This is a genomic window from Putridiphycobacter roseus, assembly GCF_003234935.1.
Lineage (GTDB): Bacteria > Bacteroidota > Bacteroidia > Flavobacteriales_D > Crocinitomicaceae > Putridiphycobacter > Putridiphycobacter roseus.
In genome coordinates, this window is the sequence record NZ_QKSB01000001.1 from 54,396 (window position 1) to 70,134 (window position 15,739).

Genomic DNA, 15,739 nt, shown 5'->3' on the forward strand with positions numbered 1-15,739 from the left:
ATCAAAAAAACTCATAACCAGCCTCATTACATACCCTCCAAACATTTCAGGCATTACATTCTACCATGCTCCTGCAGCTACTCATCAAGCATCTTAAAATGAAAATATTATGTGTGTTTTACTAAAAAAACTTATGCTGTTTTAGTCCTTTTTAAACCATATCCAATACCCCTCACCTACTTTCTATTAAAATTGACTTATAAATCAAATCCCCTAAATAAAGAAAAAAACTATATTTGCACAAAAAGTTAATGGAAGTAGGAAGTGAAACCACACCAAATAAGTGGGACGTAGAAATATTTGCTAAAAAAGGGTTTATTAATTTTGGCTTAAAAGAATTGCTTAGGTATAAAGATTTACTTTTTCTTTTTATCAAAAGAGATTTCATTTCTCTATACAAACAAACCATATTAGGACCACTTTGGGTAGTTATACAGCCCATTTTAACCACCCTAACCTTTACCGTGATTTTTGGTAATATTGCAAAAATAGGAACCAACGGTATCCCTCAAATATTATTCTACTTATCGGGAATTACCATCTGGTCATATTTTTCAGATTGTGTTACCAAAACTTCTGAAACTTTTTCTCAAAATCAAAACATCTTTAACAAAGTATACTTTCCAAGACTAATCGTTCCTTTGTCAATTATATTTACCAACCTTATTAAATTTTTCTTTCAATTTTTAATTTTTATTGCGGTATACCTTTATTATGTATTTTTCACAGACTTTGAAGCGGGTTTAAATTCTAGTATTTTATTATTACCAGTTCTTATTTTCATCATGATGGCAGCTGGTCTTGGTATTGGTTTAATCATTTCTTCTTTAACGGTAAAGTACCGAGATTTAAAATTTTTAATTCAGTTTGGTATTCAATTAGCCATGTATGCCACACCAATTGTATACCCTTTAAATATGGTTCCCGAAAAATACAAGTGGATTATCATGGCCAATCCAATGACTAGTGTAATAGAAACATTTAAGTTTACCTTTTTTGATCAAAACGCTAGTTTTGAATTATCGGGTTTAATTTATTCATTTGTAATTTCTATCCTTTTATTATTGGCTGGAATGTCTGTATTTAACCGAGTAGAAAGATCATTTATTGATACAATTTAATCATGGGAAGAATAGCATTAAAAACAAGTAACTTATCAAAACAATACCGACTTGGTCAGGTTGGAACGGGTACCATTTCGCATGATTTAAATAGGTTTTTCAGTAAACTAAGAGGGAAAGAAGACCCTTATCTACAAGTAACCGGTTTAAACGATAGAAGTGTAAAAAATGATTCCGATTATATTTGGGCATTAAAAGATGTTTCTTTTGAAGTAGAAGAAGGAGACGTATTGGGGATTATTGGTAAAAATGGTGCAGGAAAGTCAACTTTACTAAAATTACTTTCTCGAATTACTAGTCCCACCCAAGGTAGTATTCAGTATAATGGCCGTATCACCTCATTACTAGAAGTTGGTACTGGATTTCATCAGGAATTAACAGGAAGAGAAAACATATACCTTAACGGTGCAATTTTAGGCATGTCGAAAAAGGAAATCTCTAAAAACTTAGATGAAATTATTAGTTTTTCTGGTTGTTCAAAATACATTGACACCCCAGTAAAAAGATATTCTTCGGGAATGATTGTTCGGTTAGGTTTCTCTGTAGCTGCGCATTTAGAATCTGAAATGCTTATTGTAGACGAAGTTTTGGCTGTTGGAGATGTAGAGTTTCAGAAAAAATGCATAGGTAAAATGCAAGATATTTCAGGTACTGGTAGAACTGTACTGTTTGTCAGTCACAACATGAATAGCGTGGAACAATTGTGTAATAAAGCCATACTATTAGAAAACGGAACTATCGTATCGGAAGGAAAAACAACAGATATTATCCGCGAATACCAAGCGAGTAATGTAGTAGAGAATTACAAACTCAATAAAAACAAACAAAATCAATCGGCATACTTCGAAGAAATTGAAGCCCGCCATGAAGGATCTAAATTAATTATTTCTGCGCAGGTCATTTCCCAAGAAAGCATCCGTAATCTAACTTGTGGTTTTTTACTCAAGGATAACTGGAATCAAAAAGTTGGAACTATTTTTGAAAGAATTAACTTAGACCAAACAAAAAACAAGGTAGAAGTGGTAATCGACATCAGTAATTTACTTGCTGGATCTTACCAAATAGATGGCTCATTATTTGTCCCGAAGGTCATTAATTATGAATACATAGAAAATGGTGTAAGTATTGAAATAAATAATGGAAATTCCAATATTTATGAAGGTCAAAATATTGGTGCCATGAAATTAAATGCCAAATGGAGCGTAAATTAAATATCGTCACAAGGTTCTTTTTACTTTTAGATAAGCACATTAATTTAGCTAAATTAAAACAAACCTATAACACCGCTAATTTAAGTATTGGGGAACACACCCATCTTGGTAATGATGTAAACATTGAAATAAAAAAACCAGGCAACCATATTGTTATTGGTAATTCATGTGAAATTTTAAAAGGGGTATTTATTTTTTCAAACGGGGGAGATATTTCCATAGGTAATAATTGTAGCATCAACCCTTATTGTATCATTTACGGATTTGGTAAAACCACCATTGGCAACAATGTGTTAATTGCTGGTGCAACCATGATAATTCCAACTAACCACAAGTACGAAGACCTAGAGAAAAACATCAACGACCAAGGCTTAATATCCAAAGGAATTACTATTGAGGATGATGTTTGGATTGGCCATGGCTGTACCATACTAGATGGTGTGCACATTGGTAGAGGTGCCATTATTGCGGCAGGTTCTGTAGTCACTAAATCAGTAGAAGAATATAGTATTGTTGGAGGTATTCCAGCAAAATTAATTAAAAATAGAAAAGCGCATAGCGAATTGAATTCACTAACCGAAAATAAATGAGTAAAACGATAAATAAGATAAAAGTATTAGGCTTGAAAAACTCCTTCTACGTACTTTGTGAAAGCTTCGCGAGTAAACTTTTATCGCTTCCAAATCAAACTTTCAAGGACAACAGTAAGGCCATGAATTTTTTTTATGCACAAGGTATTTCTGACATTCAATTCCTAAACAACTCTTGGCAAATAGTACATAAAAACAGCAAGTACAAGCTTAGAAACAACAGTAGCGATATTCCTGTTTTCAACCAAGTGGTCATTCAAAAAGAATACCTTGCATTAATAGATTTTATTAAAAAATACGAGTCCAACCCCAAAACTATGGTGGACCTTGGTGGCAATATTGGTTTAACCAGTATTTACGTGCACTCCTTTTTTCCGAGTATACAAATTACTATTGTAGAGCCTTTCCAAGAGTCCTTTGATTTAATGCAAACCAATTTAAAAAACAATAACATTAACGCCAAATGCTTAAATAATGGTATTTGGAACAAAACCACGAACCTATCTATATCTACCGATTTTAGAGATGGCAAACCTTGGTCTTTAAGTGTGGTAGAAGAAGAAAATGGTCCCATTAAATCTATCAACTTACAAGAACTTTTCCCCGCAGATCAAATAGTAGACATTTTAAAAATAGACATTGAAGGTAGCGAGTTTAAATTATTTGAATCGCCAGAATATGCTGCTTCTTTTTTAAGTAAAACAAAATTTATTGCTATTGAGATTCATGATGACGTAGGAGACAGAGCACATATTAACGCAATATTAAAACAAAATAACTATGAATTCTTTGTGTCTGGGGAACTTACAATTGGTAGAAATACTTTACTTACTAAATAACAATGGAAGCCAACAAAAATAACGCAACAATTTCAATGGTTATTTGCACCTATAACCCCAATAAAGCAATTTTTGAACGGGTATTAACTGCCATTGAAAACTTAAACAAACCTGTTAACTTGGTAGAAGTAATTATTGTTGACAATAATTCAAAAAAACCTATTGAAACAGAAGAATATATTGCGCGTTTTTTAGAAAACAATACGCCAAAAACAACCCTAATAAAAGAAACCAAAAGTGGCTTAACTTTTGCCAGAATTGCTGGAATTAAAGCTTCGGAAAGTGATTTGGTATTATTTGTAGATGATGACAATGTATTAAATCCGGATTATGTTCAAAACATTATCGACCTGAATTCCCGCTACCCATTTGTGGGTTGTTGGGGACCTGGTATTGTAAATGTAGATTTTTTAGGAGAAGTACCCGCTTGGATTGAATCGAACAAGCAGATATTTCAAGAGAAAAACAATGACTACGTTAAATATGGTAGCTTAAAAGGTTGGCATGCTTATTCTCCTGCAGGTACAGGTTTGGTAGTAAAAACAAACATTCTCAAAAAATACATTCAAAAAGTAGAAGACCAGGAATTGGTGGCCAAAGATAGAAGCGGAAAAAGTCTTTCTAGTGGTGGAGACAGTCAAATTATACATGTTGCCACTATGATGGGCTATGCTGTAGGTATGGCGCCATCCCTTAGTTTAGTGCACTTTATTTCTAACGATAAAGCCAATTTAAACTACATTAAAAAATTGCTCTTTATGGTCAACGCTTCCATTACCGTGCACTACGAAGCTTTTCCGGAATTAAAAAATGATTTGGTAAGAATACCGTCTACGGCTTCTTTTCTATCCTTATTTTTTTACAGCTTAAAAAAAGGTAAATTTAAAATCAATTCACCAGGCTTTATGATTCCTATGGCTTCAGAACTTGGTATAATTGAAGGAAGTTATAAAATATTAGGCATAGATAAATTACCTATTACATTTAGAATTGCAAAAAAAATCACAGGCTTAAATGATATTTCTTAAAATTTCAGGAGGACTAGGTAATCAAATGTTTCAGTTTGCTACGGCTACTGCTCTGGCAATAAAAAACAGCACAAAAGTAGCGGTTGACCTTAGCTTATTTAACAAAAAAGACAGCAAAGAATTTACCAGTCGCCCCTTTGATTTGGCTACCTTCTTTAATATTGGCGATACCCAAATCGTTGACCAGAAAGCATACAGTTACTTGTTTGAAAATAGTTTTATTGCAAAAATAAAACGGAAACTTCGTAAAGGATCTGCCTTTTTTGAACCCAACTTACTTTTTCAACCAGCGGTAAAACAACTAACCGCAAATTCTTATTTAGAAGGCTATTTTCAATCGGAAAAATATTTTAAAGAATACCGAGAGCAAGTGTTAAATTTATTTGAATTCAAGAAAACGCCTTCGGCACAAACAAAAGCCGCCGTGGCTACATTTAAAAATAAAAATAGTATTGCCATACATATTCGCCGTGGCGACTATGTGAGTAAAAAACATATCAATGCCATTCATGGAGCATTACCATTGTCTTATTATAAGGACGCGCTTAAAAAATTTGATTTAAACACCCATCACTTGGTTTTCTTTTCGGATGACATGCAATGGGTAAAAGAAAATTTTACAATGTCAGACCAAAGTAAAGTCACCTTTGTAGATTGGAATACTGGTGCTGATTCTTGGCAAGACATGTACTTGATGACGCAGTGTAAAAACTTTATCATTGCCAATAGCAGTTTTAGTTGGTGGGGTGCATGGTTAGCACAACACGCAGCAAAACAAGTATATTGCCCAAAAACATGGTTTAACGACCCAAAACTAAACCAAAACACAAAAGATTTAATACCAGCCGAATGGTTTAGAATATAAATTTAAATTGTAACTTTATCCCTATGAAACTTAGTATTACCATTATCTCCTTATTAATTAGCAGCTTTATATTTTCACAAAAATGGGACTGGGTAAGAGAAGTAAATGGTTTAGGGAATGACTATGTTAGTGATGTATTTATTGATGACTCCGCTAATGTTTATATTACAGGCCGTTCTAAATATGGCGTTACGTTTGAAGACCCTATTAACCCAATTGACCCAATTTGGCAAGGACATACGGAGGCCTTTGCTGCAAAATACGACAAATCAGGCAACTTGCTTTGGGCCAACCAATGTGGTGGTATAGCACCAGACTGGGGATGGGGAATTGTAGCAGACAATCAAGGTTACACCTATTTTACTGGTGAATTTACCGATTCTGCTGTTTTTGGTTCCGACACTATATACAGTAATGGAGACCGAGATGTATTTATATCAAAATTAGATCCGAACGGTAATTTTATTTGGACAAAAACCTTTGGGGGTACAACATCAGATAAAGGAAAAGACATTGAAATGGATAATGCCGGTAATTTATACATCACCGGATTTGTTGGAAGCGCCACCAGTGCAAACGGGGTAAGCATAGGAACGAATGGTACCTATAACGGATTTATCATTAAAATGGATACTGCAGGGAATTATTTGCAGGTGGAAGAAATAGCACCTAAATATTCTAGCGGATACCACCTTAAATCAGACGACAACGGCCATATATATTTAACTGGAGAAACGCAATATAATAATTATTTTGCAGGCTATTTAGTAACCGGACCAACCACTCTTGCTTGGAGAGATGCCTTTATTCTAAAAATGGACACGAGCCTACAGGTACAATGGATTCAATTAGGCGCTGGATCGAATTACAATATTGGTGAAGGAATAGCAATAAGTGATAACTATGTATATATGACTGGATGTTTTTCAGCTAGTGCCACTTTTGATGGTACCACCATAGTTTCAAACGGACAAGGATATAATAGCGCTACACACAACCAAGCAAGAGATATTTTTATTGCAAAATACGACTTTTCAGGTAACTTAATATGGGTTAAAGGTTTTGGTGGCATAGGCTACGATTACGGCCTGGGCGTAGATGTAACCAGTGAAGACCATGTATATTTAGGCGGTGTATTTCAAGATACCGTTCAGTTTGGTACTTTTGAATTAACTAGTGACTCTGCGGGCTATGATTCTTTTTTTACCAGATTAGATACTAATGGTAATGTATTGTGGGCTAAAAACCAAGGCGGTAGTTTAAATGGAAGCTGTCATGCAATTGCAGTAGATAAATATGAAAACGTTTATGCGGGAGGCTCTTATACCACCCCTCAATTTGATGACATTTCTGTAACTGCTACTTCCATAAATGCTTTTATTGGAAAAATTGTACAACATACCGAACCTCAATTTGTGTTTAACGATACTATAACTTGCTATGGCGATACCATTACTTTAGTTGCAAGTGGTATCACCACACCATTAAGTTACGAATTGGTGCTCGACCAAAATAACATTAATAATTGGCAAGTAGGAAACACCCTATATATGGTAATCGACTCTAACTTTACAAGTACAGGCTTTATAGTAGTTTCCAACCATGAATACAAGGACACCATTTTATTTACCCAAGACTTAGGCAACACTATGGTTGTTCCCTTTAGCTTAGGAAACGATACCATCATTTGTGACAATGAATACCTGCAATTAAATGCACCCTTTAATAATTTATACTACGATTGGTCTAACAATACTTTTGCCGATTCTACTTTAGTGAGCCAAGCAGGGACATACTGGCTTTTGGTGAGTGACGTAAATGGCTGTACCCAATCCGACACCATGGTACTTAGTAATTTTAATACCAATGCCATGACTTTTGACTTTGGGGTAGACACCAGTTTTTGCGACAATGATTCTTTATTATTAACTGGGCCAAGCGGCAATTTTAATTACCTATGGTCTACTAACCAAAACACCAATGCTATATATGTTAATGCTTCTAACACTTATTGGTTGACAGTTACCGACAGTAATAGTTGTATAAAAACAGACACCATTAACCTAACTGAATTTAATACGGCAGGTTTAAATTTTGATTTAGGACAGGACACCTCTTTATGTGATTACAATGTATTAGACCTAAGTGGACCAAATGGAAATTACGATTACTATTGGAACACCAACGAAAGTACGAGCACTATTCAAGCAACCAACACAGGGCAATATTGGCTAACAATTACAGATGCTAATGGTTGTGAAGCAAAAGATTCTATTGCTATTAATTATTTAGAATGCCTAGGCTTAAATACAATCGAAGTTGAAAAACAACTTTGGGTAGCCAACGGAACATTATTCATTAATTCTAAATTAAAAGCAAATAACACCTTAATGATTTACAATGCTAGCGGAAAACGAATTATTGCAGTTCAAAACGCAACAGCACTTGATTGCCGTCACTTGGCAAGTGGTATATATATTGGCCAATTACAGTATAACAACAAGGTGGAAACCATTAAGTTTATGGTACAATAATAGGGAGATTTATTTAAGCATAGTTTAATGAAAATATTTTTTTTGAGGTTTAATCCAAAAATTGATTTCCCAAAAACTACCTGCTCCACCCTATTTTTCTAGTGTTAGAGCACAACTCATTTCTTCAAAGCAGCTTCATATTTAAAAGATTATGGATAATTAATAATAACTTTAATCGGATATTTATTGCTGTTAATCTATAAATAATTATCTTTGGTCGAAATAATAAATAAATAAATAGATTATGAAATCAATTTCACTTTTTTTGCTGCTCTTTATAGGCTTCGCAGCAACATCACAAAATGTCCAGATTGAGACATACGATTGTGGTGTTACCATTAACTCATTAAGTCAACTTATTAGATGTAACGGTATTCCTGATCCTTCTAGTGTTGGTATAGATTACCAATTCGAAGTTTCTGATGGAACAACTACTGCTACAGTAGATAGAAACTACCACACTGTATCTTTAGCAATGGCAGGTTTTTCTGCTTATAGTGGAACTTATACTTTTAAAGCTAGAGCAAAATTAACAACAAGTCCTACTTACGGACCTTGGAGTTCAACTTGTTCTAGTACTATGTCAACTACACCTCCAACAATTACTTTAGCAAATTGTGTAACTACAGGTACAGGTACAACCATGGGAACTTTTAACTCTAACTTTTTCGCAAATACAGCGCCAGGAGCAACAGGTTATACTTTTCAATTTAACGTACAAGGTGATCCTACAGTTGTTGCAACTGTAACTAACCCAACTTGGAAAACTATGAATTTAGCTACTGCTGGTTTATATACTACAGGTACTATTTACGAAGTAAGGGTAAAAGGCGTATTTTCTGGCGGAACATCTTCTAATTATGGTAGTGCTTGTTTAATTCAAGCACCAACAAGCTTACCTACTACTTCTTTAGTAGGCTGTGGTGTAACAGATTATCAATTACAAAATTACGGACAAACTATTTTAGCAACACCAGTAGCTGGTGCCACTGCTTATGAATTCACATTTACCGACGTAACAAATGGCGCTGGTGGAGCAGTATATACCTATACTAATAATACATTTAGATCTGCTACGCTAGCATTAGCTGGAATTTCTACACCTTTTGCATCATTTGATGTACAAGTAAGAGTAAAATATGGTTCAGGACCAACTGCTGTTTGGAGTGGTTTAGGATCTGTTTGTCAAATTTTCACACCTACGGATGTTCCTTTAGTTTATTTAGACCTTGCTACTTCATGTGGCGCGCAATTAGCGACTAATGCAGGTACAATAATTGAAAGTGTAATTACTCCATACGCATATGAATATATATTTGAATTTGTTAACCAATCTGACGGGCTGCTTACCACTACCATTTATACCAGTGCAACGAATGCTATTCCAAATTTAGATGCTGTTTTTGGTGGTGCAGGTTTGGCACCTTTAAATACTACATATAATGTTAGAGTAAAAGCAAATATTGATTTGAATAATGATGGTGATAATGATCCTTTAACAACGACAGCTGATGTAGCTTTTGGTGTTTACGGTTACACTTGTTTTATTAATTCAGAAGTAACAATTCCACAACCACAACTTACGAGTGCTTCTTGTGGGCAAACTTTAGCTTCTGTAGCAACTAACTTTAGTTCAGCGGGTGTTGCTGGAGCGACTCAATACGAGTTTGAGTTTAAAGATTTCGTTACTGGAAACCTAGTGACTACTTTTACTAAAAACTACCATACCATTAGCTTAAATGAAGTAGGTCTAACAGCATATAACAGTGGTTATGATGTTAGAGTAAAAGTAAATATAGGAACTGTAGCTGTGCCAGATTGGGGTGATTATGGTAATACTTGCTCTATTCACGTTGGTAATATTCCAACATCTTCTTTATTAACTTGTGGTGCTACTTTAACTAGATTTAATGAAAACTTTTCAGTAGCAAATATTTCTGGTGCAACTGAATACGGTTTTAGATTTCAAGAAATTGGATCAGGAACAATTACATTATATGATGACAATTGGCATACTATACATTTATTAGATGCAGGCTTATTAACTGTTGGTGCACAATACAACGTAGAAGTAAGAGCTAAAGTTGCCGGTACTTGGGGTCCTTATGGTACAGCTTGTCAATTAAATGCACCTACAAGTGTACCTAACACTAATTTATTAGCTAGTGTTTGTGGTACTACAGTTGCGGGTTACACTACAATTATGCCAGCACAACACGTTGCAGGAGCAAGTTTATACGAATATGAATTTGCTGGACCAGATTCTACTTGGACAGTAACAAAGAATTACCAAAATATTTCTTTTGCACAAGCTGGAATTAGCTTGATAACTACTGCTAAAACTTATGCTATTAGCGTAAGAGCACGAGTTAGTGGTACTTGGGGAGCTTTTAGTTCTGCTTGTAACGTTACTGCACCTGCTACAATTGTACCTCCAGTAACGCCAATGATTTTGGCTGGTGGTAACACAAGTGGTAATGCAACTATGAAGTCTGGTGAAGTAAACACAAACAATGAAGCAACTACTGTAGCTGCAAACATTTCATTAAATGTGTATCCTAACCCAACTTCAGATATCGTAAACATTCAAACAGACTTGAATGCATTTAACGTATCTATTTACAACACAAACGGTCAATTAGTTTATACTGCAAATGCAATGAATTCAATTCATAAAGTTTCTTTAGGCGAGTTCGCTAAAGGATTGTATGTAGTACAAGTAAAAGACAACAATGGTTTAGTATTACAAACTGAGAAATTATCAGTTATTAAATAACAAACCTTATTAAATATATTAAACCGCTACATTAATTTGTAGCGGTTTTTTTATGTTTATATTTATATTTTTTAACACCATGAACACCCCACTTATTTCTGTCATAATACCGGCATACAATTGCGCGCAATATATTGGCGAAGCCTTGTTGTCTATTGTTAATCAAACCTACAAAAATTTAGAAATTATTGTGGTAAATGATGGGTCTACAGACGAAACCTTATTGGCCATTCAACAAGTAAATGATCCACGCATAAAAGTATTAGAAAACACCAGTAATAGTGGTATCATTTTTACACTAAATAAAGCCTTAAAAGAGGCCAAAGGTAAGTACATTGCCCGTATGGATGGAGATGATATTGCCATGGCAGACAGGATAGCCATTCAGTATCATTATTTAGAATCACATCCAGACATTTCTATTTTAGGGGCGAAAATAAAATATTTTGGGGCAGAAAACCATGTGGTAAACACAGTATTGTCCACCAATGAAATTGCCATTGAAATGTATTTTAACAATCCCATTAATCACCCTACGGTAATGATGCGGCGCGCGGATTTAGAAAAACAACAATTGCATTACCCTGAAAACTTTATACATGCCGAAGATTGGGTATTTTGGTTTAACTGCCAAGCCAAGCAATTAAAAATTGCTAACCTGCCCAACGTATTGCTAAAATACCGCATAGAGGGGCAAAACATTACAGCCAATAACCGTGCAACCGAAAAGGAAAGACACCTGGAGGTTTACCGTTATTTTTTAGGTACTATTTTTAAAGAAGTAAACGAAGACCTATTAAGCTTACACTGGGCAGTGGCAAGAGTTGATTTAAACCACGTAGATGTAAAAGCGTTAAAAGTATACCTTCAACAGTTAGAAGCTGCGCTAATACAAGCAAACCACCCAGAAAAAGAAGTGAAAGCAGCAATACAAAGAAGAAAAAACAGGCTTTTTTATAAAGTAGCAGATGAATCTGCCAAGCAAGGTTTCACTTACATGGTCCAAAACCAACTTTATTCTTTTAAAAACTTACGCTATTTATGGAGTAAGGTAAAAAAAGCTTAACTCATTTTTTCCTTTTTTATGCTATCCACAAATTTTGGATAAACTTGCTGCGCGTCAAAATTAGTTTGCCAAAATTTTCTAATCACTTGTCTTTGGCTAGCTTGATAAAACTTTGAATTTCTCCAATTTTTCAATAAAAGTACCACCTCTTCTATTTTAAAATCTGCAGGAATTAAATACCCTGTTTGCGCATTCACAATTTCGTAAATCCCACCTACATTGGTGCCAATAACAGGAATACCACAACTAATGGCTTCTTGAATAGAAACAGGTAAACCTTCTGTAGCACTGGTAGTGATAAATAAATCCACACTATTATTTTTGTAATAGTCCATAATGGCCGCGTTGTTTACCATTCCTTTAAAAGTTACCGTATGTTGGGTAAGTTTAGCCGCCTCGCTTTCAATAGCTGCTCGTTCTGGCCCATCTCCAAAATGCACCCAATGTACCTTTTGGTCTAACTCCTGTAATAGGTCAATCATTAAATGTACCCTTTTTAGTGGGATTAAACTCGCGCAAGACACTATGGTTAATACTTTTTCATCTGGTACAAAAGCCCCAAAACCATGGTCGTTTGTCCCTAAATAAGCTACCGAAATTTTATCTTTAAATTTAGTTTTACCCTGTAAATATTCTCCAGCCACTTTTGCGTTTGGAAAAACCCGATTGGCATATTTATAAATCAAGTTCCGAAAAGGCAAATAATTTCCGGCATGTCTTTCGTCCCAAATATCAAATCCGCCACAGCGAAACACAAAATTGTCAATACACTTTCTATGTTTTAAAAAGGCCAAAACCAATGCCCAATCATTCATCCAATAAGAATAATTAACCGCATTGGGCAATAAGACCTTAGTCTGTTCAATATATTTTGCTTTTTTGGCAGCCTCCTTTAAATAAGCCAACCAAAGTTTACTGTTTTTTAAATAGAATTTTTTATTTGGTGCCAATGAAAGTTCTAGTAAATAAAAATAAAATATATTCCAATACCAGCTCCAACTGAGCTTTACTTTTTTATATTCTCCAAGATTATGCCTACTTGCATTTTTTGAAGTATCTCTGCAATAGTCTTGTTTTTCAAAAAGATGTGGAAAAATATTTACCTGCTCAAAACTAGCAGCCAAATAAGGAAATTCATTTTCCACAATTGGCTCCCCTTTGGTGTATGGATATTTGGCTGTAAAAAAGTTTAAATTCATAGGATAAAGTATTCCTTAAGCAAGCGCCTTCGTATAAATATTTCTCAAAGTTTCTGCCGCACGCTTTGGGTCGTGCTGCTCCGCTATTCTTTGCATACACACAGCACTTTTTTTATCCAATGCATCCTTATCCGCTAAAGCACTTTTGATGACCTTCTCTAGGCCTGCTACCAAAATTTTTTGAAAGGTTTCTTTTTCTACCTTCCCTCTAGGAATAGAACGTCCTTCTTTTAAAGGCACTTCTATCACCCAACCACATGCTTCATTATTAATTTCTGTAAAAGCACCACCATTGGTCGTAATTACAGGACAAGCACAAGCTTGCGCTTCGAGCACCGTATACCCATAAGTTTCGTCGTAAGAAGGCAATAATGCAATATCCGCTTGTTTAAAAAGGTTAATCACCTCAGGGTTCGGTAAAGCATGGTGTAAAGTAATGTTACTGTATTTTTGAATCAACTGCATTGCTTCCGCAACATCTTCGGTAGTACTTCGGGAAGCATAATCGCCAAATTGCATGCTAGAAACAATAGTCAATTTTAATTTATCTTGCAATGCATTTAAATTATCCATGGCTCTTAGAACTTCCAGTCCGCCTTTTCTAAAAAAATCGGCACCTACCATCACCAAGTGTAATTCTTCTTTATCCGTAGAAGGCACCACCTTATTCACCAATAATTTTTGGGAAGGATGTAAGACCACTATTTTGGATAAAATGGCATCTTTTAGTTTTGGGTCCACGTTTTTTAAATAGTCAATTTGCGCATTTTCGGCATAAGCAGATAAAGCAATAATTTGTTTACAGGCATTTCCTGCCAAGCTTTTTAAAACCTTATTAATGTATTTATTTTCTTTGGGATATTTTCCAATTTGATGTGCACCTCTGGGTAAAAAATATTCAAAAGTAACTACCCATGGTTTACTTCCTAAGCTAATCGCATTAAAAAAGTGCAGCATGTCGTATTTTCCTAGATTATAATCTTGAAACAAATTCAACCACTTGGGATGCGTTTTATGCAATAATTTAAAATAAGGGAAAGACAAAAATTTATAAAAATCATGTTTTTTAACAAAGGAAAAACCTTCTATCTCTAAGCCCGTAAAATTTCTTATTTCGGGATAGTAATTTGCTTTAATTCCAATGATTTTATTTTCCATGCAACTTGTATTCTAGTAGTTATTTAAAGATTTTCATTACTTAAATTCTCCTGTAAAAATACATTTAATCCGCTAAACTAGACCTATAATATGCCATAATTTAGTCCCCTATCCAATGACAGTATTTTAAAAAACACATACTACACTAGCAGGCAAAAAGCCATGTATCTTTAGTTTCAATTTTTAAGACAGTAAATCCACATAATGTTTTCTGGTTTGGTCCACCGAATACTTTTGCAAGATAAACGCTTGCAGGGTAGCCGCTTTTTCTTCCATCCCTTCAGGGTGGTCGATAAAATTAGCCAAAGCTTTCGCTAATGAAGCTTGGTCTTTCCAATCGAAGAAGTTAATTTCTTTTTCGGTAAAAAGATCTTTTATGGTAGGGGTATTTGGTGCAACCACAGCCATGTTCATGGCCCCATATTCAAATATTTTATTGGGCGCACCATACCAATTAGAGCCAGGCATTACCCCAATGTGCATTTGTTTTTTTAAATCAAATAATTCTTCTCCATCTAAAAAGCCCAAGAGGTGAAATTTACTTTTTACAACTGGTTCCAATCTTTCCACCCGGTCGGCAATACTTTGTCGCTCCATGCCATCTCCAACCAAATAAAATTCAATTTGCTTACCACTTTTTAATAAATCTACCCCTACTTCTACCAGCATATCTACTTGGTGCCATTTTAAAAAAGAACCGATAAAACAAATTTTAATGGGTTTAGAACCAAAGTCTTTTTCTGCTTCAAAAATATCAAACCTTGTAAAATCCACATTTTGATGAATGGTTAAATTTTGCGTGTTTTTAGTAATAGCCGTAATATAATCCTTCATGGGATTAGAGTACACCACTATTTCCTTTGCTTGCAATAAAGACTCCTTTTGTCTGTCCACAAATTGGTCATAATAAAATGGCTTTTCACCCTGATTAAAGAATTCGTATTCTTCAATTATTGGACCATCATAAGTAATAATAAGCGGTACATTTAAAGCTTTGGATAGCGATACTCCAACTTGGGAGCCCAGGTTGTAAAACTCCAATATTACATCAAATTTCACAGTACTCTTCAGTAGTTCTTCGGTAAGAAGATCGGCCTTTTTTAAAACCAAACGGTCTCTTAACCTGCGTTTAATAAAAGAAGGAATAAAACGAGTAATTACCCCTCTTGAAGAACCACCTTGCTCTGGGGTTTCATTCAAGTGAATTTCATTAAATGGAATACCGTTCAAAAAAATAGTGTTGCCTTCCGCTTGTAAAATGTTACTCAAACAGTTGATATAAGAACCAATTGCCGATTTTCTATTAAAAACCTCTTTGGTGTTTTTTGTATATAAAATTAATAAGTTCATTC

At 34.7% G+C, this 15,739-nt stretch carries 12 protein-coding genes; 9 read left to right on the forward strand and 3 right to left on the reverse strand.

Annotation, left to right across the window (positions count from 1 at the left end; genetic code table 11):
- The first annotated feature begins 236 nt into the window (after nt 1-236).
- The 9 genes from DNU06_RS00210 to DNU06_RS00250 all read left to right on the forward strand — a co-directional run bounded on the left by DNU06_RS00210 (nt 237) and on the right by DNU06_RS00250 (nt 12,030).
- Nucleotides 237-1,121, forward strand: coding sequence for an ABC transporter permease (locus DNU06_RS00210; protein WP_233502897.1), 885 nt, complete (start codon nt 237-239; stop codon nt 1,119-1,121).
- Between the two features lie 2 nt (nt 1,122-1,123).
- Nucleotides 1,124-2,332: an ABC transporter ATP-binding protein gene (locus DNU06_RS00215; protein WP_111061195.1), complete on the forward strand. Its 1,209-nt coding sequence runs from the start codon at nt 1,124-1,126 to the stop codon at nt 2,330-2,332.
- Nucleotides 2,317-2,922, forward strand: a complete 606-nt coding sequence (locus DNU06_RS18320) for an acyltransferase (RefSeq protein ID WP_111061196.1) — start codon at nt 2,317-2,319, stop codon at nt 2,920-2,922. Before DNU06_RS00215 ends, DNU06_RS18320 begins: the two co-directional genes overlap by 16 nt.
- A complete protein-coding gene (locus tag DNU06_RS00225; RefSeq protein ID WP_111061197.1) occupies nt 2,919-3,761 on the forward strand; it encodes an FkbM family methyltransferase in 843 nt (280 codons plus the stop codon). Before DNU06_RS18320 ends, DNU06_RS00225 begins: the two co-directional genes overlap by 4 nt.
- Before the next feature lie 2 nt (nt 3,762-3,763).
- A complete protein-coding gene (locus tag DNU06_RS00230) occupies nt 3,764-4,789 on the forward strand; it encodes a glycosyltransferase family A protein (RefSeq protein WP_111061198.1) in 1,026 nt (341 codons plus the stop codon).
- Nucleotides 4,776-5,654: an alpha-1,2-fucosyltransferase gene (locus DNU06_RS00235; protein WP_111061199.1), complete on the forward strand. Its 879-nt coding sequence runs from the start codon at nt 4,776-4,778 to the stop codon at nt 5,652-5,654. Before DNU06_RS00230 ends, DNU06_RS00235 begins: the two co-directional genes overlap by 14 nt.
- 23 nt (nt 5,655-5,677) lie before the next feature.
- Nucleotides 5,678-8,188, forward strand: a complete 2,511-nt coding sequence (locus tag DNU06_RS00240; RefSeq protein WP_111061200.1) for a T9SS type A sorting domain-containing protein — start codon at nt 5,678-5,680, stop codon at nt 8,186-8,188.
- 244 nt (nt 8,189-8,432) lie between these two features.
- Nucleotides 8,433-10,964 (forward strand): T9SS type A sorting domain-containing protein, encoded by a 2,532-nt coding sequence (locus DNU06_RS00245; protein WP_111061201.1) that lies wholly within the window; start codon nt 8,433-8,435, stop codon nt 10,962-10,964.
- Between the two features lie 79 nt (nt 10,965-11,043).
- A complete protein-coding gene (locus tag DNU06_RS00250; RefSeq protein WP_158526786.1) occupies nt 11,044-12,030 on the forward strand; it encodes a glycosyltransferase family 2 protein in 987 nt (328 codons plus the stop codon).
- Here DNU06_RS00250 and DNU06_RS00255 read toward each other — a convergent pair.
- From DNU06_RS00255 to DNU06_RS00265, 3 genes are all read right to left on the reverse strand, one after another.
- The gene (locus tag DNU06_RS00255) at nt 12,027-13,229 is read right to left on the reverse strand and encodes a glycosyltransferase (RefSeq protein ID WP_111061203.1); all 1,203 of its coding nucleotides are present in this window, start codon (nt 13,227-13,229) and stop codon (nt 12,027-12,029) included. The genes DNU06_RS00250 and DNU06_RS00255 overlap by 4 nt on opposite strands.
- A gap of 15 nt (nt 13,230-13,244) precedes the next feature.
- On the reverse strand, nt 13,245-14,387 hold the full coding sequence (locus DNU06_RS00260) for a glycosyltransferase family 4 protein (RefSeq protein WP_111061204.1): 1,143 nt from the start codon (nt 14,385-14,387) through the stop codon (nt 13,245-13,247).
- A gap of 183 nt (nt 14,388-14,570) precedes the next feature.
- The gene (locus DNU06_RS00265) at nt 14,571-15,737 is read right to left on the reverse strand and encodes a glycosyltransferase family 4 protein (RefSeq protein ID WP_111061205.1); all 1,167 of its coding nucleotides are present in this window, start codon (nt 15,735-15,737) and stop codon (nt 14,571-14,573) included.
- Between the last annotated feature and the right edge of the window lie 2 nt (nt 15,738-15,739).

What these genes read in the sequence shown, in the direction of transcription:
- DNU06_RS00215 (WP_111061195.1), top strand. Translation starts at nt 1,124, where the DNA reads ATGGGAAGAATAGCATTAAAAACAAGTAACTTATCAAAACAATACCGA.
- DNU06_RS18320 (WP_111061196.1), top strand. Translation starts at nt 2,317, where the DNA reads ATGGAGCGTAAATTAAATATCGTCACAAGGTTCTTTTTACTTTTAGAT.
- DNU06_RS00225 (WP_111061197.1), top strand. Translation starts at nt 2,919, where the DNA reads ATGAGTAAAACGATAAATAAGATAAAAGTATTAGGCTTGAAAAACTCC.
- DNU06_RS00230 (WP_111061198.1), top strand. Translation starts at nt 3,764, where the DNA reads ATGGAAGCCAACAAAAATAACGCAACAATTTCAATGGTTATTTGCACC.
- DNU06_RS00235 (WP_111061199.1), top strand. Translation starts at nt 4,776, where the DNA reads ATGATATTTCTTAAAATTTCAGGAGGACTAGGTAATCAAATGTTTCAG.
- DNU06_RS00240 (WP_111061200.1), top strand. Translation starts at nt 5,678, where the DNA reads ATGAAACTTAGTATTACCATTATCTCCTTATTAATTAGCAGCTTTATA.
- DNU06_RS00245 (WP_111061201.1), top strand. Translation starts at nt 8,433, where the DNA reads ATGAAATCAATTTCACTTTTTTTGCTGCTCTTTATAGGCTTCGCAGCA.
- DNU06_RS00250 (WP_158526786.1), top strand. Translation starts at nt 11,044, where the DNA reads ATGAACACCCCACTTATTTCTGTCATAATACCGGCATACAATTGCGCG.
- DNU06_RS00255 (WP_111061203.1), bottom strand. Translation starts at nt 13,229, where the DNA reads ATGAATTTAAACTTTTTTACAGCCAAATATCCATACACCAAAGGGGAG.
- DNU06_RS00260 (WP_111061204.1), bottom strand. Translation starts at nt 14,387, where the DNA reads ATGGAAAATAAAATCATTGGAATTAAAGCAAATTACTATCCCGAAATA.
- DNU06_RS00265 (WP_111061205.1), bottom strand. Translation starts at nt 15,737, where the DNA reads ATGAACTTATTAATTTTATATACAAAAAACACCAAAGAGGTTTTTAAT.